This is a genomic window from Kocuria sp. U4B (assembly GCF_054875615.1).
The window spans coordinates 3,168,016-3,186,221 of the sequence record NZ_CM142180.1 but is presented as its reverse complement, the minus strand read 5'-3'; the positions used below and the strand labels follow the sequence as shown (position 1 = coordinate 3,186,221).

The following is an 18,206-nucleotide window of genomic DNA, read 5'->3' as shown; positions in this document are numbered from 1 at the left end:
CGCGGTGGGGCCTCGGGTGCGGGCGCGGTCTCAGGCGGTGCCGCTGGAGCCGAAGCCCGAGCCCCCGCGCTCGGAGGGCGGCAGGGCCTCGACCACCTCGAAGACGGCCTGTTCGACGCGCTGCACGACCAGCTGCGCGATCCGGTCGCCCCGGCGCACCTCGAAGGCCTCGGCGGTGTCCGTGTTGAGCAGGGTCACCATGATCTCCCCGCGGTAGCCGGAGTCCACCGTGCCGGGGGCGTTGACGACGGTGATCCCGTGGCGGGCGGCGAGCCCGGAGCGCGGGTGGACGAACCCCGCGTAGCCCACGGGCAGGGCGAGCGCCACGCCGGTGGGCACCAGTGCCCGCGAACCGGGGGCCAGGGTCACGTCCACGCGGGAGCGCAGGTCCGCGCCGGCGTCCCCGGGCTTCGCGTACACGGGGAGGGGCAGGTCGGGATCGAGGGCCCGCAGGGCGATGCTGAGCGGGCACCCGGTCCCGGGCGGCGGCCGGTGGCCTGTCGACTGGTCGTTCACAGTGCCCCACTCTAACGCCACGGGGGCGGGCGGGACGGCCTGCGCAGTCGTGAGAGTCTTAAGGCATGTCCCACCCTGCCTCCTCCAGCGCGTCCCCCGCCGACGACCCCCGCCGTCCCCGCCCGTCCGGCCCGGACGGGACCGGCTCCGAGGTCCTGTACGAGGAGCGGCTCTCGCCCGCGTGGTGGATGTGGCTGCTCGTCCTGTTCGTGGGCGCCGTCGTGTTCGTGTCCCTGGCCCCCGTCAACCCGTGGGTCGCCGCGGCCGCCGCCGTCGTGGCCGCCGGCGGTGCCGGCATCGCCCTGGCGGTCTCCAGCCCGTCGATCGTCGTCACCCGGGAGCACCTGCAGGTGGGCCGGGCCCGCATCGAGCGGCGCTTCGTGGGCGAGGCGGAGGCGTTCCGCGGCGACGCCGTCCGCTGGGTGCGCGGGCCCGAGCTCGACGCCCGCGCCTACATGAACTTCCGCGCCTCCGTGGGCCCGGTGGTGCGGATCCGCATCACCGACCCCGTGGACCCCACCCCCTACTGGCTGACCTCCTCCCGCCACCCGGAGCGGATCGTCGAGGTCCTCGCCGGGCGCTGAGCCGCGGGGGACCGGTCGGCGGAGCCGCCGGGGCCGCCCCCGCAGCGCTTTCCTGGGGGCGCGAGGACCGCCTCCATGCAGAACCCCGCCGCGACGGCCGTCGCGGCGGGGTTCTGCATGGAGGCGGAGCGGGTCGCCGGGCCGGACTCAGCCCACGCACTCGACGCAGTACTTCACGCCGTTCTTCTCCTCGGCGATCTGCGAGCGGTGGCGGACCAGGAAGCAGGACCCGCAGGTGAACTCGTCCTCCTGGGCCGGGAGCACGATGACGGAGAGCTCCTCGTTCGACAGGTCCGCGCCCGGAAGCTCGAAGCTCTCGGCGGCGGCGGCCTCGTCCTCGTCCACGCTGCCCGACTGCGAGTCGCTGCGACGGGTCTGCAGCTCCTCGATCGAGTCCTCCTTGAGCTCGTCGTCCTGCTTGCGCGGCGCGTCGTAGTCAGTGGCCATAGTCCGTCTTCGCTCCAATGGGTCCGGGGGTGGCTCCGGCGGGGCGTCGAAGCGGCCCGCCGGGCTCTGTATCGCGTAGATTGTTCACCATACGTGGGCAAAAATCCAACCGTGTCCCCTGCCCGCGAACGGGCCGCAGGAGGCGTTCCGACCGGTCCCCGGCGGCTGCCTGCCGGCCCAGTAGGATTGGGGCGCGAGACCGGCCCGGCGCGGAGTGCGCGGCCCCCGATCCCGCCCCGCAGTGCCCGCTCGAGGACCGCGACGCACCCGAGAACCACCCACCGGAGGATTGAGAGCATGGAGCAGTTGCGCCTGGCAGGTGTGCACGACGACGGTGAGCACCTGGTCGTCGAGGACGAGACGGGCACCCGCCGCCTGCTGAGGATCGACCAGGAGCTGCGGCTGGCCGTCCAGCGGGCGCGGCGCCTGCCCGCGGCGCGCCAGCGGGGCGGGCAGTTCGGTCCCCGCGAGATCCAGGCGCGCTTCCGCGCCGGCGCCACGGTCGACGAGATCGTGGCCGAGAGCGGCTGGGAGGCCGCCCGGGTCCGGCGCTACGAGTGGCCGATCCTCGCCGAGCGCGCCCACGTGGCCGCCGAGGCGCAGAAGGTCGAGATCGAGGACCCGACCGCCCACCGCGGCTACCACTCCGTCTTCGAGGGCGAGCCCCTGACGCTGGGCCGCGCCGTCGCCCACCGCGCGGGCGAGCTGGGCGTGGACCCGGCCTCCCTCGAGTGGGACTCCTGGCAGCGCGAGGACCAGCTGTGGACGGTCGTCGCCCGGTTCGTCGTGGTGGACCCGGCCGCCGCCCCCGGCGAGGAGCCCTCCCCGGCCGAGTGGATCTTCAATCCCGCCAACCAGAGCGTCCGGTCCGCCAACGCGTGGGCGGAGGCGCTGACCGAGCCGGAGCGCCCGGACACCCCCATCACCGCCGGTGCGGGCGTGGTCCCCGGCGGCCTGGGCCCCGAGCTCACCCAGCTGCGCCGCTCCGCCGTGGAGGCCGACGACCTCCTCGACGTCCTGCAGGCCCGCCGCGGCCAGCGCCTCGGCGAGGACGTCCAGGGGGACGACGCCCTGGCCGAGCTGCTGGGCCGCGGCATGGGCCACCTCGAGCACCGGCCCCGCCCGCTCGGCGCCCCCGAGGACACCCCGGTCTTCGACCGCCCCTTCCAGGCCGCGACGCAGTTCCCCGTCCCCGCCGGGCCCGGGGGGACGGTCCCCGAGCCCGCCGCCGCCCCGGCGGAGGAGCCGGTGGAGGAGCTCGTGGGGGAGCCCGTGGGGGAGCCGGCGGCCCCGGAGCGGGCCCCCGAGCCCGCCGCCCCGGTCGGCGACCGGACCGCGGAGCTGGCCGGGGACCGTGGCGAGGCGCCCGCGGCCGGGGCGGAGCCGGCCGGCGACGAGGGCCCCGCCTCCTCCGCGGGGACCGACGACGCCGGCAGCACGGCCGAGCCCGCCTCCGCGGACCGGCCCCGCCCCCGCAACCGGACGGCCAAGGCCCGCCGCTCGAACCGGTCCTCGGTGCCCAGCTGGGACGAGATCGTCTTCGGCAGCTCCTCGGACTGAGCCCGGCCGCCGGCGCGCGGGAACCCGCGGCGCCGCACGGGATAGAGTGCACGCAGCAGCGCCCGGTCCGCGGGCCGCCCGTCCGGTGCCCGCGGGACCGGACACGATCACGTCAGGGGCTTGTACGGCATGGGCAACACCATCCAGGACGATCTCTTCGGGGAGGACGAGTACGACGCCGCCCCGGCACGGGCCGTGCCCGGCGGCCCGGAGGACCCGGATCCGCTGGACGACCCCGGCGCCGGGACCACCGCCGGGTCCCCCACCCTGGGCCGGCTCGTCGCGGTCCTGCTCCTGGGCGCCGTCGCCCTCGTGGTGCTGGCCGGCGCGGGCGCCCTGTACCTCGGCGGCGTGGGCCGGGACCTCTTCGGCGCGGGCCGCGAGGGGCAGTTCACCCCCGCCCCGGCCGTGACGGGCCTCCCGTCGGCTCCGCCCACCGCCTCGCCGACCAGGACGCGCAGCGCGAGCCCGACGCCGTCGCCCACCCCTTCTCCCGAGGCCGTGCCGGAACCCGCGGTCCCCGTCCTTCCCCCGCCGGATCCGCAGCCCCCGGCTCCCGCGGCCCCGGAGCCGGTGGTGCCGGAGCCCGTGGTGCCCGAGCCCGTGGTGCCGGAGCCCGTGGTGCCCGAGCCGGTGGTCCCGGCCCCCGTCGCCCCGGTGCCGGTGGTCCCCGCTCCGGCCCCTCCGGTTCCCGCCGCCCCGGCACCGTCCGCACCAGCACCGTCCGCACCGGCCCGGACGCAGTCCCCCGCCCCCGGGACCGCGCCCCCGGCCACCGAGGGCACGGGGGGCGGCTCCACCCCCGAGCAGACGCGGAGCGGGGAGGCCGCGGCGGAGGACGACGGCGTCACGGGCGAGGCCGGTCCGGGCGGGACCGGCGAACCCGACGCCGGCGCGGAGCCCGCGTCCTCCGCCACCCCCTGAGCGCGCTCCGGGGCTCCGCGGCCCGGGTCAGGCGAGCCGCAGCAGCGGCACCTCGCGCTCCGCGCGGGTGAGGGAGCCGTGCTGGCCCACCATCGCCATGGCGCTCGGCCGGACGCGCCCGAGGTCGAACAGCGCCAGCGGGTCCTTCGCCGCGACGAGCAGGTCCCCGATGCGCCCGCGCACCGTCTCGCGCACCTGCTCGGGCGCTCCGAAGTAGCCGGCGGCCAGCGCGGCCTCCCGGGAGAGGAGCCACACGCGGGACCCGAAGCGCTCGCGCCAGGCGCCCACCAGGTGCCGGACGTCCTCGGCGGTCGCCTCCGGTTCGAGGTGCAGCTGGACCATCCGCGGCTCCCCGGCGGTGTGGCGCACGCCGTCGAGCAGCCCGGGCAGCTGCGCGTAGTCCACCCGTGCCTCCGGGGCCACGTCCACCATGCCGTGGTCGCCGGTGACCAGCACGGTCGTGCCCGAGGGGACCCGGGCCACCAGGCGGCGCAGGGACGCGTCGAGCTCCTCGAGCTGGGCCGTCCACTCCCAGGACTCCCAGCCCCGGGCGTGGCCCGTGCGGTCCAGCTCGTCCCAGTAGAAGTACATGAGCGTGTCCCGCCCGGCCGCCAGCTCGTCGAGGGCCGCGGTCACGCGCGCCGCGGGCCCGTCCGCGGGCACGAACCGGCCCCCGCGCAGGGCCGCCCCGGTGAGGCCGGAGCCGGCGAACCGGTGCCGGCTGACCGTGACCACGTCCACGTGCTCGGCCGCCCGCTCGAACACCGTGGGCAGCGGCTGCCAGGTCCGGGCGTCCACCCCGGGGTCCCACCCGCCGAGCTGGTTGACCACCAGGTCGCGCTCCGGGTCCAGGACGTCGTAGCCGACGAGCCCGTGCGCGCCCGGTGGCGTGCCCGTGCCGAGGGAGGCGAGCGAGGCGGCCGTCGTCGTGGGGAAGGCGGCGTCCAGGGTCGCCAGGCTCCGCGCGCCGGCGAGCGTGGGCGCGTGCCCGGCGCGGGCGCGCAGCTGGGCGCGGCCCAGCCCGTCCACCAGGACGACGACGACCCGGCGCGCCGGGCCCAGCCCCAGCACGTCGTCGTAGCCGGGCACCCCGAGGGACGCCGCGGCGGAGGTCAGCACCTCGGCGACGGAGCGCCGCCCGTAGCGCGGCGGCGCCGGCAGGTCGGTGGGCAGTCCGGGAAGGGCCTCCTGGACCGCCGTCATCGGGCGGCGCCGCCGTCGCGGCCGGTGAACCGGTCGGTGAACCGGGTCCGCGGCGTCGCGGCGGCCGCCCGCCGGGGAGCAGGGGTGCGCCCGTGCGCGGGCTGGGCGATCTGGGCGCCGTTGGTCAGCGGCGCGAGGTTGGCCCGGCGCAGGGTCCGCGCGAACTCCCGCGCCCCCTCGACCGCGGCGGGCCCGTCCGCCTCGGCGCTGATCCGCAGCACGATGTCCTCCCGGGCCGCCGTGCCGGTGTAGCCGTGGTCGGCCTGGCACTGGGGGTCGTCGCACATCGCGGGGGCGAGGTCCACGTGCAGGGTGCCCGTCCACGCGATGGCGAGGGTCACCTCGGAGATCGGGCTGTCCGGGCGGTAGTTCGCCGGCTCGTAGTAGGAGTAGCTGAGCGTCACGGAGCGGATCTGCGAGATCCCGACCGTCTCCGTGGACACGCGGGCGACGACGTCGCGGCCGCTCTCGTCGAACTCCTCGTCGTCCACGTGCGTGACGTGCAGGACGTCCTCGGCGAGCACGAGCACGGTGATGTGGCGGTGCACCTCGGTGCGGTCGATGTGGGTCTCGAGCTGCACGAGGTGTGAGACAGGGGACCGGCCGTCCAGCGAGTCCTGGACCACGTCGATCACCAGCTGGGGGTAGAACCCGGCCTTGTTGATGTCCTCGACCAGCCGCTGGCCGCGCTCACCTGAATACGTCATGGGGGCCATTTTCCCCCACGGCGGCGTCCGCGCCCAACACGGCCGGTCAGGACGCCCGGTAGGAGCAGTTCTCCCGCCCGCCGCCGGCGTCCTCGCAGACCCACTCCATCCGCACGGGCCCGTCCTGCACCGGGGCGGAGGGCGTGGGGGTGGCGGGAGCCGGAGCCGTCGTGCTGGGCTCCGCGCCCGGCTCGGCGGAGCCCGGGGGCTCGAGCAGCAGGTAGGCGGCGAGGACCGCCGTGATGCCGAGCAGGACCAGCAGGAGGGCGGCCGCCGCGCCGCGGCGCCGGCGGGTGGGCGCGGGGGCCGCGGCACCGGCGGGGGGCCGGACGGCGGGCACGGTCAGCGTGGCGGTCGGCACCGCGGCGGCGGTCGTGGGGGTGCGGTCCTCGTCCCCGGCCCGCTGCGCTCCCCCGGTCCCCCGCTCCGCGGGCGGCACCGGCGCTGCGGCGGGCGCCGGGGCGTGCGAGGCGTCGGCGACCGGGGCCTCCGTGGCGGGCGGTGCGGTCCCGGCGCCCGCCCGGCTCGCCCAGGGCTCGGGCAGGGGGTCGAGGACGTCGAAGATCTCGAAGGGCTCCCCGTCGCGGGTGAGGGCCGGGTCGAAGCGGCGGCAGGCCGCGCTCGCGCTGAGGTCCTGCAGCACCGTCACGGCGGCCCGGCGCCGCTGGACGGGGTCGGGGGTCAGCAGCGCGGCCAGCTGCTCCGCGAGGTCCCCCGGCTGCCCGACGATCGCGCGGGCGTCGTCGGGACCGAGCCCCTCCCACGGCTCGAGGGACGGGTCGAGCATCCGCAGCGCGGTGACCCCGGCGGCGTAGACGTCCTGGGCGGGGTCGGGGTCCGTCAGCCCGTACGCCTCCGGGGGCAGGTAGCCGGGCGTGCCCACCACGGTGCCCGTGCGGGTCAGCCGCGCGTCCTCGACCCGCACGGCGATGCCGAAGTCGGAGAGGAAGACGTGGGGACGCCCCGTCCCGGTGCTGTCGAGCATGAGGTTGGCCGGCTTCACGTCGCGGTGCACCCAGCCCTGGGCGTGCACGAAGTGGAGGGCCTGGAGCAGCTGGGCCAGGACCTCCTGCGTCAGGTCGGAGGACGCGGCTCCGTTGTCCCGCAGCGCCGACTCCAGGGTGCCCCCGTGGACCAGGGGCATGGCGATGACCACGTGCACGTCCTCCGCGGCCCACCCGTAGGGGGCGAGCACGTGCGGGTGGTCGAGCTTCACCGACTGCTCGCGGGCGAAGCGCAGCAGGTCCGCGGAGTCCCGCTGGCGCAGCACCTTGGCGGCGCACAGCTGCTGGAGCCGGCCGTCCCAGGCGCGCCAGACGGCCCCGCTGCCGCCGCGGGCGATGGGGTCGATGAGCGTGTAGCGCCCGGCGATGGTGTCGGCCACGGGATCCGGCGCCGCCTAGCCGCGCATGGCCCGGCGAGCGCTGTCCGTCCGCTGCTGGGGGTTGCCGAGCCCGACGGAGGCGCCGAGGACGGTCAGGGAGTCGGTGGACACGAGCACCGGGTTCAGCTGCACGCGGGCGATCTCGGGGTGCCGGTCCTTGAGCAGGGCCAGCCGGCCCACGAGGTCCTCGAGCCGGTCCACGTCCGCGGCCGGCACGCTCTGGTAGCCGAAGAGCTTGCGCGAGGCCTTGGGCTCGCGGACCATCCGCCGCACGTCCAGGTCGGTCAGCGGCGGGACCCGGTGGGCCCAGTCCTCGAGCAGGTTGACGGCGTCCCCGGCCATCCCGAAGGAGAGCACGGGGCCGATGAGGGGGTCCTCGATGGCCCGCACCACCACGGCCTGGCCGGTCGGGGCCATGGCCTGGACCTCGAGGTCGAAGGAGCCGAAGGCGGCGAGGGTGCGATGCATGGTGTCGATCGCCGCGCGCAGCTGCGCGCCGTCCTGGATGTTCAGCTGCACCCCGCCCAGGTCCAGGCGGTGGCGGAGGTTGGGGTCGGTGGTCTTGAGCGCCACGGGGTAGCCGATGCGCTCGGCGGCGGCCAGGGCGTCCTCGGGAGCCGTGAAGCGGGCGCTGGGCAGGACCTCGATCCCGTAGGTGCCGAGCAGCGTCCGGACCTGCTCGGTGTCCAGCTCGAGCAGCCCGTCGCCGGGGACGCGGGGGGCGAGGGTCTCGACGAACGTCTCGGCGGCCTCCCGGTCCACGCCCTCCGGCTCGCGCAGCACGCCCTGGTCCTGGGCGCGCCAGCGGGTGTAGTCGACGACCTTCGCCAGCGCGCGCAGCGCCGCGCCCGGGGAGTCGAAGCAGGGGACCTCCAGGCCGTCTCCGCCGTGGTGGACGGCGGAGACGGCGCCCGGCTCGGTGCAGCCCGTGAAGACGACGACCACGGCCTTGCCGTACTCGCGGCCCACCTGCCCCACGGCCTCCGCGACCTCCTGGCGGGTGGTGTGCGGGATCGGCATGAGGGTGACCACGGCCGCGTCCACGGCCTCCGCACCGAGGGTCCGCCCCACGGCCGCCCGGAGGGCGTCGAGCGCCTCGGCGCCGCCGGCGCCGGTGGGCACCCCCGCCTGCGTCACGGCGACCTCGAGGCCCAGCTGCATGCACCGGTCCTCCATGAGCTGGCCGAGGGCCAGGGCGTTGGCGACGAGGCCGGTGCGCGGGCCGGCGGGCAGGGGCTGGCTGACGAGGATGCCGGCGACGTCCATGAGCTGCTCGCTGGTGTCCGCGCGGATCACCCCGGCCTGGCGGAACATCGCGTCCAGCGCCCCCGGGGGCGCCTGGGTGGTGCGCCCGGTGTGCCCGGGGGGCAGCCGCAGCCCGGTGACCTCGCTCTTGGCCACGATGACGGGCTTGTTCAAGGACAGCCGGCGGGCGATGCGGGAGAACTTGCGCGGGTTGCCCACGGACTGCAGGTAGAGCCCGCAGGCGCGGGTGGCGGTGTCGTCCTCCCAGTACTGCATCATGTCGTTGCCGGACACGTCGGCCCGGTTGCCCGCGGAGAGGTAGGTGGACACGCCGACGGCGTGGCGCACCGCGGCCGCGTGGATCATCATCCCGATCGCCCCGGACTGGCTGAACAGCCCCAGGGACCCGTTCCGGGGCAGCGGGTGGAGGATCGAGGCGTTGAACCGGGCGTCGGGGGCGGTGTTGAACAGGCCGAGGCTCGCCGGTCCGACCAGCCGCATGCCGTGGGCGCGGGCGCGGCGCACGAGCTCGGTCTGGCGGGCCTGGCCCTCGGCCCCCGCCTCGGCGTAGCCCCCGGTGACCACGACCACCGCGTGGACCCCCGCCGCGCCGCACTCCTCCACGACACCGGCGACCTGGTCCACCGGGACGGCCACGACGGCGAGGTCCACCCGCCCGGGGACGTCGCGGATCGAGGTGGCGTGGACCATGCCGTCGCGCTCGAACGGGGTGGGGCTCACCCCGTTCAGCCGCCCGGCGAAGCCGGAGGCGATCAGGTGCTCCACCACGGCGTGCCCGGCGTGGCCGGGATCGCGGGAGGCCCCGATCACCGCCACGGACGAGGGCGCGACGACGTCGGCGATCGAGCGGGCCTCGGCGCGGTGCTCGCGGGCGGCCATGACGGCCAGCGACCTCTCGGTCGGGTCGATGTCGAAGTTCACGACGACCACCCCGTCGTCGAAGCGGCGGGTGAGCTCGTAGCCGGCCTCGGCGAAGACGTGGAGCATCTTGCGGTTCTCGGGCAGCACCTCGGCGGAGAAGCGGTCGATGCCGTTCTCCCGGGCGGCCGCCGCCAGGTGCTCGAGCAGGATCGAGCCGATCCCGCGGCCCTGGTGGGCGTCGGAGATCATGAACGCGACCTCGGCCTCGTTCGGGGTGCCGGTGCGGTCGTAGCGGCCCACGCCGATGATCTGGTCCCCGAGCAGGAGCACGAAGCACACCCGGTTCTTGTGGTCGACCACGGTGAAGCGGTCGAGCTCCCGGGCGCTCAGGGACGGCTTGTACGAGAAGAACCGCAGGTAGATGGTGCTCTCGGACTGCGACTGGTGGAAGTTCTGCAGCGCGTCCCGGTCGTGCGGGGAGATCGGGCGCAGGTGCGCGGTCGCGCCGTCGCGCAGGATCACGTCGGCCTCCCAGTACTCGGGGTACCGGCTGGGCGTCTCCGTGTCCGTGGGCTCTGGAACCATAGACTTCAGGCTAGTAGACAAACCCGCACCGTCAACGGTGCGTCCCGGTGCGTCCCCCGACGAGCTCCAGCACCGTGCTCGCCCGGGCACGCCCCGGGGCCGACCCCCGACCGAAGGACCCCCTGCTTTGATGGCTCGCCGCCGTGCGTCCTCCCGCCCGTCCGCCGAGGACGTGCTGCCCGCCGACTTCCGGGAGAACATCGTCGACATCGACGTGACCTCCGAGATGGAGACGAGCTTCCTCGAGTACTCCTACTCCGTGATCTACTCCCGCGCCCTCCCGGACGCGCGGGACGGGCTCAAGCCGGTGCAGCGCCGGATCCTGTTCATGATGGACCGGATGGGGCTGCGCCCCGACCGGGGCCACGTCAAGAGCGCCCGCGTGGTGGGCGAGGTGATGGGCAAGCTGCACCCCCACGGGGACTCCGCGATCTACGACGCGATGGTCCGCCTCGCGCAGCCCTTCGCGATGCGCCTGCCGCTCGTGGACGGGCACGGCAACTTCGGCTCCCTCGACGACGGCCCGGCGGCCTCCCGCTACACCGAGGCCCGCATGGCCCCGGCGGCCCTGGCCCTGACGGCCGACCTCGACGAGGACGTCGTGGACTTCGTGCCCAACTACGACAACCAGTTCTCCCAGCCGGGGGTGCTGCCCGCCGCGTTCCCGAACCTGCTGGTCAACGGCTCCTCGGGCATCGCGGTGGGGATGGCGACGAACATGGCCCCGCACAACCTGCGGGAGGTCGTCGCGGGCGCCCGCCACCTCGTGGAGCACCCGGAGGCCACCCTCGAGGACCTGATGCGCTACATCCCCGGCCCCGACCTGCCCTCGGGCGGGCGGGTCGTGGGCCTCGACGGGGTCAAGGACGCCTACCGGACGGGACGGGGCTCGTTCCGGACCCGCGCGAAGGTCTCGATCGAGCAGGTCTCCCCGCGCAAGCAGGGCATCGTGGTCACCGAGCTGCCGTACATGGTCGGGCCCGAGAAGGTCACCGAGAAGATCAAGGAAGCGGCGCAGGCGAAGAAGCTCCAGGGCGTCTCCGACGTCGTGGACCTCACCGACCGCAAGAACGGGCTGCGGCTCGTGATCGAGGTGAAGAACGGGTTCAACCCCGAGGCGGTGCTGCAGCAGCTCTACAAGTACACGCCCATGGAGGACTCCTTCGGGATCAACAACGTGGCGCTCGTGGACGGCCAGCCCCGGACGATGGGCCTGCTCGAGCTGCTGCGGGTCTACGTCGAGCACCGGCTCTCCGTGGTGCGCCGCCGCACCGGGTACCGGCTGGGCAGGCGCCGGGACCGGCTGCACCTCGTCGAGGGCCTGCTCGTGGCGATCGTCGACATCGACGAGGTCATCCGGATCATCCGCGCCTCGGACGAGTCCTCGGTCGCGCGCGAGGGGCTGATGGCCGCGTTCGGCCTCACCCGGGTGCAGGCCGACCACATCCTGGAGCTGCGGCTGCGGCAGCTGACGCGGTTCTCCCGGATCGAGCTCGAGAAGGAGCAGGAGGAGCTGCGCCGGGAGATCGCCGAGCTCGAGGAGGTCCTCGGCTCGGACGCCCGGCTGCGGGCGCTGGTCTCCGCGGAGCTCGCGGAGGTCGCCGCCACCCACGGCGACGACCGGCGCACCGAGCTGCTGGAGTCCGACGCGGTGCCGGGGCCCACCGCGGCGGCCGCTCCCGCCCCCGGCCGGAAGTCCGCCGGCGGGCTGGCCCTGGAGATCCCCGACGACCCGTGCTGGGTGTTCCTCTCCACCTCCGGGCAGCTCGCCCGCACCCCGAGCCGGCTGCCCCTGGTCGACCCGCCGCGGCGGATCAAGCACGACGCCCTGACCTCCGTGGTGGGCGCCACCGCCCGCGGGGAGATCGGCGCGGTGACCTCCACGGGGCGCATGGTGCGCGTGCAGGTGATGGACGTGCCCGTGCTGACCGCCTTCGAGGGCACCCCCAAGCTCGGGGACGGCGTGCCCGTCAAGGACTTCCTCACGCTCGCCCGCGGGGAGCGGCTCGTGGGCCTCGCCCCGCTCGGCGCGGTGCTCGCCCTGGGCACCCGCAACGGCGTGGTGAAGCGGGTCAACCCCGACTACCCCCTCAACCGGGAGGAGTGGGAGGTCGTGACCCTGCGGGACGGCGACGAGGTCGTCGGGCTCGCCGAGTCCACCGCGGACGACGACGAGCTGGTCCTCGTGACGCGGCAGGGCAAGCTGCTGCACTTCGACGCCGGGTCGGTCCGCCCGCAGGGCCGCACGGCCGGCGGCGTCGCGGGGATCAAGCTGGGCCCCGGCGACGAGGTCGTCTTCTTCGGCGCCGTGCGCGCCGCGGACGAGACGCCCGTCGTCGTGACGATCGCCCGGGCGGCCGAGGTCCTGCCGGGCATGTCCCAGTACTCGGTGAAGGTCACCCCCTTCGCCGAGTACCCGCCCAAGGGCCGGGCCACGGCCGGGGTGCGGGCCCACCGGTTCCTCAAGGGCGAGACCGGCCTGTCCCTGGCCTGGGTGGGGCACGGCCCGGCCAAGGCGGTCTCCGCCGCCGGTGTGGCGCGGTCCCTGCCCACCGAGCACGGCCGCCGGGACGGGACGGGCGTGCCGCTCGACCAGGTCATCGACGCGGTGGGCCCGGCCTACTCCTGAGGCCGGGCCCGGCCCCGGCGGCGCTCAGCCGCGGGGGCCCAGCAGCCCCATCGCAGCGACGGCCTCCCGCTCCTCGGCCAGCTCCTGCACGGAGGCCTCGAGGCGGGAGCGGGAGAACCCGTCGAGCTCCAGGCCCGGCACGATCGTGGCCGCCCCGTCGCGGCAGGTGACGGGGAAGGAGCTCACGAGGCCCGCCGGCACGCCGTAGGAGCCGTCGGAGGCCATCGCCATGGACGTCCACGCGCCCTCGGGGGTGCCGAGCACCCAGTCGCGGACGTGGCACAGGGCGGCGTGCCCGGCCGAGGCCACGGAGGAGCCCCCGCGCACCTCGATGATCTCGGCGCCGCGCCTGGCCACGCGCGGGATGAAGGTCTCGGCCACCCAGTCGAGGCCGAGGCCCTTCCCGGCGAGGACCTCGAGGGCCGGCCGGCCGGCGACCGTGGCGTGGGTGAGGTCCGGGTACTGGCTGGCCGAGTGGTTGCCCCAGATCGCCACGCCCGCGATCTCGTCGACGCGCGCCCCGGTCGCCCCGGCCAGCTGCGCGACCGCGCGGTGGTGGTCGAGCCGGGTCAGCGCCGTGAACCGCTCCCGTGGGACGTCGGGGGCGTGGGAGGCGGCGATGTAGGCGTTGGTGTTCGCGGGGTTGCCGACCACGACGGCGCGGAAGTCCTCGGCCGCGCCGGCGTTGATCGCCCGCCCCTGCACCGAGAAGATGCCCGCGTTGGCCTCCAGCAGGTCCGCCCGCTCCATGCCCTGCGAGCGGGGGCGGGCGCCGATGAGCAGCCCGACCGACGACCCCTCGAAGGCGGCCGCGGCGTCGTCGAAGACCTCGACGCCCTCCAGCAGCGGGAAGGCCCCGTCCTGCAGCTCCAGGGCCGTGCCCTCCGCGGCGCGGCGCGCCTGCGGCAGCTCGAGCAGGTGCAGCCGGATCGGCGTGCCGGGCCCGAGCAGGTCCCCGGCCGCGGCGCGGAAGACGGTGGCGTAGCCGATCTGGCCGGCGGCGCCGGTGACGGTCACCGTCACCGGGCGGGGCCGGGACGGGACGGCGGGACGTGCGGTCTGGGAGGCGCTCATGCGGGGTCCTTCCTCGGGGACGGTCGCTCGTCCTGCCCAGCGTAGCCGCCGGTCCCGCCCTGTGCGCCCGGCCGCTCAGGCGTCGATGCGCTCCTGGTCCAGCTGCGCGGCGCCCTCGATGATGAAGTCCTTGCGGGGGGCCACCTCGGAGCCCATGAGCAGCGAGAACGCGTGCTCGGCGGCCTCGGCGTCCTCGACCCGGATCCGGCGCAGCATCCGGTGGCGGACGTCCATCGTCGTCTCGGCGAGCTGGTCGGCGTCCATCTCCCCCAGGCCCTTGTAGCGCTGGATGGGCTCCTTGTACCGCCGGCCCTCCGCCTCCAGGCGCGCCAGCAGGTCCCCGAGCTGCTTCTCCGAGTACGTGTAGACCATCTCGTTGGCCTTCGCCCCCGGGCTGACGACCTCGACCCGGTGCAGCGGCGGCACCGCCGCGTAGACCCGCCCGGCCTCCACGAGCGGGCGCATGTAGCGGTAGAACAGCGTGAGCAGCAGGGTGCGGATGTGGGCGCCGTCGACGTCGGCGTCCGTCATCATGATGACCTTGCCGTAGCGCGCCGCGGACAGGTCGAAGGTGCGCCCGGAGCCCGCGCCGATCACCTGGATCAGGGCCGCGCACTCGGCGTTGGCGAGCATGTCCGTAATCGAGGCCTTCTGGACGTTGAGGATCTTCCCGCGGATGGGCAGCAGCGCCTGGTGGTTGGAGGAGCGGGCGAGCCGGGCGGTGCCCAGCGCGGAGTCGCCCTCCACGATGAACAGCTCCGAGCGCTCGACGTCGTCGGAGCGGCACTCGACGAGCTTGGCGGGCATCGACGAGGTCTCCAGCGCGTTCTTGCGCCGCTGGGTCTCCTTGTGCACGCGCGCCGAGATGCGGGACTTCATCTCGGCCACGACCTTCTCCAGCAGCTGGCCCGCCTGCTGCTTGTCGTGGCGGTTCGTGGAGGTCAGCTTCGCGGTCAGCTCCTTCTCGACCACCCGGGCCACGATCTGGCGCACCGCCGGGGTGCCGAGGATCTCCTTGGTCTGCCCCTCGAACTGCGGCTCGGCCAGCCGCACGGTGAGCACGGCGGTCAGGCCCGCGAGGACGTCGTCCTTCTCCACCTTGTCGCTGCCGGCCTTGAGCCGGCGGGCGTTGGCCTCGACCTGCTTGCGGAAGGTCTTCAGCAGCGCCGCCTCGAAGCCGGCCTGGTGCGTGCCGCCCTTGGGGGTTGCGATGATGTTGACGAAGGAGCGCAGCGCGGTGTCGTAGCCGATGCCCCAGCGCAGGGCGACGTCGACCTCGCACGTGCGCTCGATCTCGGTGAGCTTCGAGCGCCCGCTCTCGTCGAGGACCGGGACGGTCTCCTTGAACCGGCCCTCGCCGTGGAAGCGCCACACGTCGGTGACGGAGCTGTCCACCGAGAGGTACTCCACGAACTCGGAGATCCCCCCGTCGTGCTGGAACACCTCCTCGTGCGCGCCGAACTCCCCCGGCGTGCCGGGCAGCCCGCGCTGGTCGCGGACGGTGATCCGCAGGCCCGGGATGAGGAACGAGGTCTGGCGGGCGCGCTTGGCGAGCTCCTCGTAGCTGAACCGGGCGTCCTGGGTGAAGATCTGCTCGTCCGCCCAGTACCGGATCCGGGTGCCGGTGACGCCGCGCTTGGCCCGCCCGACGACGTCGAGCACCGAGTCCTCCACGAACGGCTCGAAGGCCGCGTGCGGGGAGGGCCGGCCCTTGTCGACGAAGCGGCCGGGCTCGCCCCGGCGGAAGGACATCTGGTAGGTCTTGCCGCCGCGGTCCACCTGGACGTCCAGGCGGGCGGAGAGGGCGTTGACCACGGAGGCCCCGACGCCGTGCAGGCCGCCGGAGGCGGTGTAGGAGCCACCGCCGAACTTGCCGCCGGCGTGCAGCTTCGTGAAGACGACCTCGACGCCGGTCAGCCCGGTGCGGGGCTCGATGTCGATGGGGATGCCGCGGCCGTCGTCGTGGACCTCCACGGCGCCGTCGGCGTGCAGGACCACCGTGATCTCCTGGCCGAAGCCGGCGAGGGCCTCGTCCACGGAGTTGTCGATGATCTCCCACAGGCAGTGCATCAGCCCGCGGGAGTCGGTGGAGCCGATGTACATGCCCGGCCGCTTCCGGACGGCCTCGAGGCCCTCGAGGACGGAGAGGTGGCGGGCGTTGTATTCGGAACGGGAGGGTGTCACGGGGGTACGGCTCCTGGGGGACGGCGGGATTCCCCACCACTGTAGTCGGGGCGTCGGACACGCTCCCGCCGCCCGGTCCCGGCGCGGGCGGCGCGGGCGGCCGCACCGGGGCCTACGCCGGGGGCGAAAAACGTCCCCGACCGGGATCGAATGTCGGAGGGTCGTGGTTGGATATAGCAGTATCCCGATGCGTCCACGAGACCCCGGGTACGAGCACCGGAGGTGCCCAGCGCCCACGGTGCATCGCGTACGACACAGGAGGAGGATCCCGTGAACGCAACACTGGAAAGCCGAGAACTGAATGCGACCGACCGCTGCGACGCGTGCGGCGCCCAGGCCTACGTCCGAGTGATCCTCGAGTCCACGGGCGGCGAACTGCTCTTCTGCGCCCACCACGCGCGCAAGAACGAGCAGAAGCTCCGGCCCCTGGCGGCCACCTGGCAGGACGAGACGGAGCGCATCGGTTCCTGACGACCCCACGGCGACCGGCCGCTGAACGGCTGGCGCACGCACGGAGGGCCCCGACACCTGGTGTTGGGGCCCTCCGTGCGTGACGGGGCGGGACGGCCCTGCCGGTCGCCCGGGGCCGGGCCCCGGCGCCGCGGGCGGCCGGCGCCCGGCCCGCCCCGCCCGTGCGGACCGGGGAGGGGCGGGACCGGTCAGTCGAGGTAGTCGCGCAGCACCTGGGAGCGGGACGGGTGGCGCAGCTTCGACATGGTCTTGGACTCGATCTGGCGGATCCGCTCGCGGGTCACGCCGTAGACCTTGCCGATCTCGTCGAGGGTCTTGGGCTGGCCGTCGGTGAGCCCGAAGCGCATCGCCACGACCCCGGCCTCCCGCTCGGAGAGGGTGTCCAGGACCGAGTGCAGCTGCTCCTGCAGCAGCGTGAAGCTCACGGCGTCCGCGGGGACCACGGCCTCCGAGTCCTCGATGAGGTCGCCGAACTCGGAGTCGCCGTCCTCGCCGAGCGGGGTGTGCAGCGAGATCGGCTCACGGCCGTACTTCTGCACCTCGACGACCTTCTCGGGCGTCATGTCCAGCTCGTTGGCCAGCTCCTCCGGGGTGGGCTCCCGGCCGAGGTCCTGCAGCATCTGCCGCTGGACGCGCGCGAGCTTGTTGATCACCTCGACCATGTGCACCGGGATGCGGATGGTGCGGGCCTGGTCCGCCATGGCGCGGGTGATGGCCTGGCGGATCCACCACGTCGCGTACGTGGAGAACTTGAAGCCCTTGGTGTAGTCGAACTTCTCGACCGCGCGGATCAGGCCGAGGTTGCCCTCCTGGATGAGGTCCAGGAACAGCATGCCGCGGCCGGTGTAGCGCTTGGCGAGGGAGACGACCAGGCGCAGGTTGGCCTCGAGCAGGTGGTTCTTCGCCCGCTTGCCGTCGTGGATCACCCAGCGCAGCTCCTTGCGGGTCTGGGGGTCGAGGGAGTCCAGCTGCTCCGCGAGCTTGTGCTCGGCGTAGAGGCCGGCCTCGATCCGCAGCGCCAGGTCCACCTCCTGCTCGGCGTTCAGCAGCGCGACCTTGCCGATCTGCTTGAGGTAGTCCTTGACCGGGTCGGCGGTCGCCCCGGCGGAGACCACCTGCTGGGCGGGGGCGTCGTCGTCGTCGTTGGCGGTGATGACGAAGCCGGAGGTCTTCTCGTCCTTGGGCGCCGGGGCCGGGGCCTGCTCCTCGGCGTCCGCCTCGTCCTCGGCCTCCGTCTCCTCGTCCTCGTCCACGTCGGGGTCGACGACCCCGGCCTCGTCGGTGAAGTCCACCTCGATGTCGGCGTCGGCGTCCACCACGGCGTCGTCCTCGACGTCGGCCCCGGCGTCCTTGGCGGCCTTCTTGCGCGGGGCGGCGGCCTTCTTGCGGCTCGCCGCCTTCCGGGCGGGGGCCGCGGCCGGCTCGTCGGCGACCTCGGCGTCGGGGGTGACGTCCTCGGCCGTGGCGTCCACGGCGGTGGCCGGCGCGGCGGTGGTCTTGCGGGTCGTCCGGGAGGCGGCGCTCCTCGGGGCGGCGGGGGCCGCGGTGGTCTTCCGGGCCGCGGTCGACTTGGCGGCGGTGGACTTCGTCGCCGTCGTCTTCTTGGCGGCCACGGACTTCTTGGCCGCGGTGGACTTCGCCGCGGCGGTCTTCGCCCGCGGGGACGTGCCCGTGGCCTCGGTCCCGGCGGCCGGGGCCTCGACCGCGGTGTCCGTCGTCTTCTTGCTGGCGGCAGGTGACACTGAGAGCCTTTCGTTGAACGGTCACGGCGCCCACCCTCGGGGCAACACGCCTATGACCCTGTCAAGTCC

Annotated in this window: 14 protein-coding genes; 5 read left to right on the top strand and 9 right to left on the bottom strand. The window is 74.8% G+C overall.

The window, feature by feature from the left end:
• Positions 1-30: 30 nt before the first annotated feature.
• Positions 31-459 carry a dUTP diphosphatase gene (dut, locus tag ACYSMR_RS14865; RefSeq protein ID WP_461748034.1) on the bottom strand — a complete coding sequence of 143 codons (429 nt, stop codon included), beginning with the start codon at positions 457-459 and terminating at the stop codon, positions 31-33.
• Between the two features lie 122 nt (positions 460-581).
• Here dut and ACYSMR_RS14860 point away from each other — a divergent pair, with 122 nt between their 5' ends.
• Positions 582-1,100 (top strand): DUF3093 domain-containing protein, encoded by a 519-nt coding sequence (locus tag ACYSMR_RS14860; protein ID WP_309125437.1) that lies wholly within the window; start codon positions 582-584, stop codon positions 1,098-1,100.
• A 147-nt stretch (positions 1,101-1,247) separates the two neighbouring features.
• On the opposite strand, the gene ACYSMR_RS14855 is transcribed toward ACYSMR_RS14860, so the two are convergent.
• Positions 1,248-1,547, bottom strand: coding sequence for a DUF4193 domain-containing protein (locus tag ACYSMR_RS14855; protein WP_251332479.1), 300 nt, complete (start codon positions 1,545-1,547; stop codon positions 1,248-1,250).
• 297 nt (positions 1,548-1,844) lie between these two features.
• Between ACYSMR_RS14855 and sepH the strand changes: the two genes are divergently transcribed.
• Positions 1,845-3,107, top strand: coding sequence for a septation protein SepH (gene sepH, locus ACYSMR_RS14850; protein ID WP_461746227.1), 1,263 nt, complete (start codon positions 1,845-1,847; stop codon positions 3,105-3,107).
• A 129-nt stretch (positions 3,108-3,236) separates the two neighbouring features.
• A complete protein-coding gene (locus ACYSMR_RS14845; RefSeq protein WP_461746225.1) occupies positions 3,237-4,031 on the top strand; it encodes a hypothetical protein in 795 nt (264 codons plus the stop codon).
• A gap of 27 nt (positions 4,032-4,058) precedes the next feature.
• Here the strand turns inward: ACYSMR_RS14845 and ACYSMR_RS14840 are convergent, their stop codons facing one another.
• The 4 genes from ACYSMR_RS14840 to ACYSMR_RS14825 are packed head-to-tail and all read right to left on the bottom strand — an operon-like array spanning position 4,059 to position 10,037.
• Positions 4,059-5,234: an alkaline phosphatase family protein gene (locus tag ACYSMR_RS14840; RefSeq protein WP_251332482.1), complete on the bottom strand. Its 1,176-nt coding sequence runs from the start codon at positions 5,232-5,234 to the stop codon at positions 4,059-4,061.
• Positions 5,231-5,941 carry a DUF5998 family protein gene (locus ACYSMR_RS14835; RefSeq protein ID WP_251332483.1) on the bottom strand — a complete coding sequence of 237 codons (711 nt, stop codon included), beginning with the start codon at positions 5,939-5,941 and terminating at the stop codon, positions 5,231-5,233. Before ACYSMR_RS14835 ends, ACYSMR_RS14840 begins: the two co-directional genes overlap by 4 nt.
• A 46-nt stretch (positions 5,942-5,987) precedes the next feature.
• Positions 5,988-7,325 (bottom strand): serine/threonine-protein kinase, encoded by a 1,338-nt coding sequence (locus ACYSMR_RS14830; protein WP_309125560.1) that lies wholly within the window; start codon positions 7,323-7,325, stop codon positions 5,988-5,990.
• 15 nt (positions 7,326-7,340) lie between these two features.
• Positions 7,341-10,037: a bifunctional acetate--CoA ligase family protein/GNAT family N-acetyltransferase gene (locus tag ACYSMR_RS14825; protein WP_461746222.1), complete on the bottom strand. Its 2,697-nt coding sequence runs from the start codon at positions 10,035-10,037 to the stop codon at positions 7,341-7,343.
• A gap of 130 nt (positions 10,038-10,167) precedes the next feature.
• On the opposite strand from ACYSMR_RS14825, the gene ACYSMR_RS14820 reads away from it, so the two are divergent.
• A complete protein-coding gene (locus ACYSMR_RS14820) occupies positions 10,168-12,666 on the top strand; it encodes a DNA gyrase/topoisomerase IV subunit A (protein ID WP_461746220.1) in 2,499 nt (832 codons plus the stop codon).
• Between the two features lie 24 nt (positions 12,667-12,690).
• Here the strand turns inward: ACYSMR_RS14820 and ACYSMR_RS14815 are convergent, their stop codons facing one another.
• Entirely contained in the window at positions 12,691-13,740 is a 1,050-nt protein-coding gene (locus ACYSMR_RS14815; RefSeq protein ID WP_461746218.1) for a malate dehydrogenase, read from the bottom strand.
• A gap of 75 nt (positions 13,741-13,815) precedes the next feature.
• Entirely contained in the window at positions 13,816-15,924 is a 2,109-nt protein-coding gene (locus ACYSMR_RS14810; RefSeq protein WP_251332488.1) for a DNA gyrase/topoisomerase IV subunit B, read from the bottom strand.
• Positions 15,925-16,194: 270 nt separating this feature from the next.
• Between ACYSMR_RS14810 and ACYSMR_RS14805 the strand changes: the two genes are divergently transcribed.
• The gene (locus ACYSMR_RS14805) at positions 16,195-16,395 is read left to right on the top strand and encodes a DUF7455 domain-containing protein (RefSeq protein WP_017834164.1); all 201 of its coding nucleotides are present in this window, start codon (positions 16,195-16,197) and stop codon (positions 16,393-16,395) included.
• Positions 16,396-16,583: 188 nt separating this feature from the next.
• Here the strand turns inward: ACYSMR_RS14805 and ACYSMR_RS14800 are convergent, their stop codons facing one another.
• Positions 16,584-18,137: an RNA polymerase sigma factor gene (locus ACYSMR_RS14800; protein ID WP_251332489.1), complete on the bottom strand. Its 1,554-nt coding sequence runs from the start codon at positions 18,135-18,137 to the stop codon at positions 16,584-16,586.
• Between the last annotated feature and the right edge of the window lie 69 nt (positions 18,138-18,206).

Excerpts from the sequence above, each read along its gene's own strand:
- ACYSMR_RS14860 (WP_309125437.1), top strand. The coding sequence starts at position 582 with ATGTCCCACCCTGCCTCCTCCAGCGCGTCCCCCGCCGACGACCCCCGC.
- ACYSMR_RS14855 (WP_251332479.1), bottom strand. The coding sequence starts at position 1,547 with ATGGCCACTGACTACGACGCGCCGCGCAAGCAGGACGACGAGCTCAAG.
- sepH (WP_461746227.1), top strand. The coding sequence starts at position 1,845 with ATGGAGCAGTTGCGCCTGGCAGGTGTGCACGACGACGGTGAGCACCTG.
- ACYSMR_RS14845 (WP_461746225.1), top strand. The coding sequence starts at position 3,237 with ATGGGCAACACCATCCAGGACGATCTCTTCGGGGAGGACGAGTACGAC.
- ACYSMR_RS14840 (WP_251332482.1), bottom strand. The coding sequence starts at position 5,234 with ATGACGGCGGTCCAGGAGGCCCTTCCCGGACTGCCCACCGACCTGCCG.
- ACYSMR_RS14835 (WP_251332483.1), bottom strand. The coding sequence starts at position 5,941 with ATGACGTATTCAGGTGAGCGCGGCCAGCGGCTGGTCGAGGACATCAAC.
- ACYSMR_RS14825 (WP_461746222.1), bottom strand. The coding sequence starts at position 10,037 with ATGGTTCCAGAGCCCACGGACACGGAGACGCCCAGCCGGTACCCCGAG.
- ACYSMR_RS14820 (WP_461746220.1), top strand. The coding sequence starts at position 10,168 with ATGGCTCGCCGCCGTGCGTCCTCCCGCCCGTCCGCCGAGGACGTGCTG.
- ACYSMR_RS14815 (WP_461746218.1), bottom strand. The coding sequence starts at position 13,740 with ATGAGCGCCTCCCAGACCGCACGTCCCGCCGTCCCGTCCCGGCCCCGC.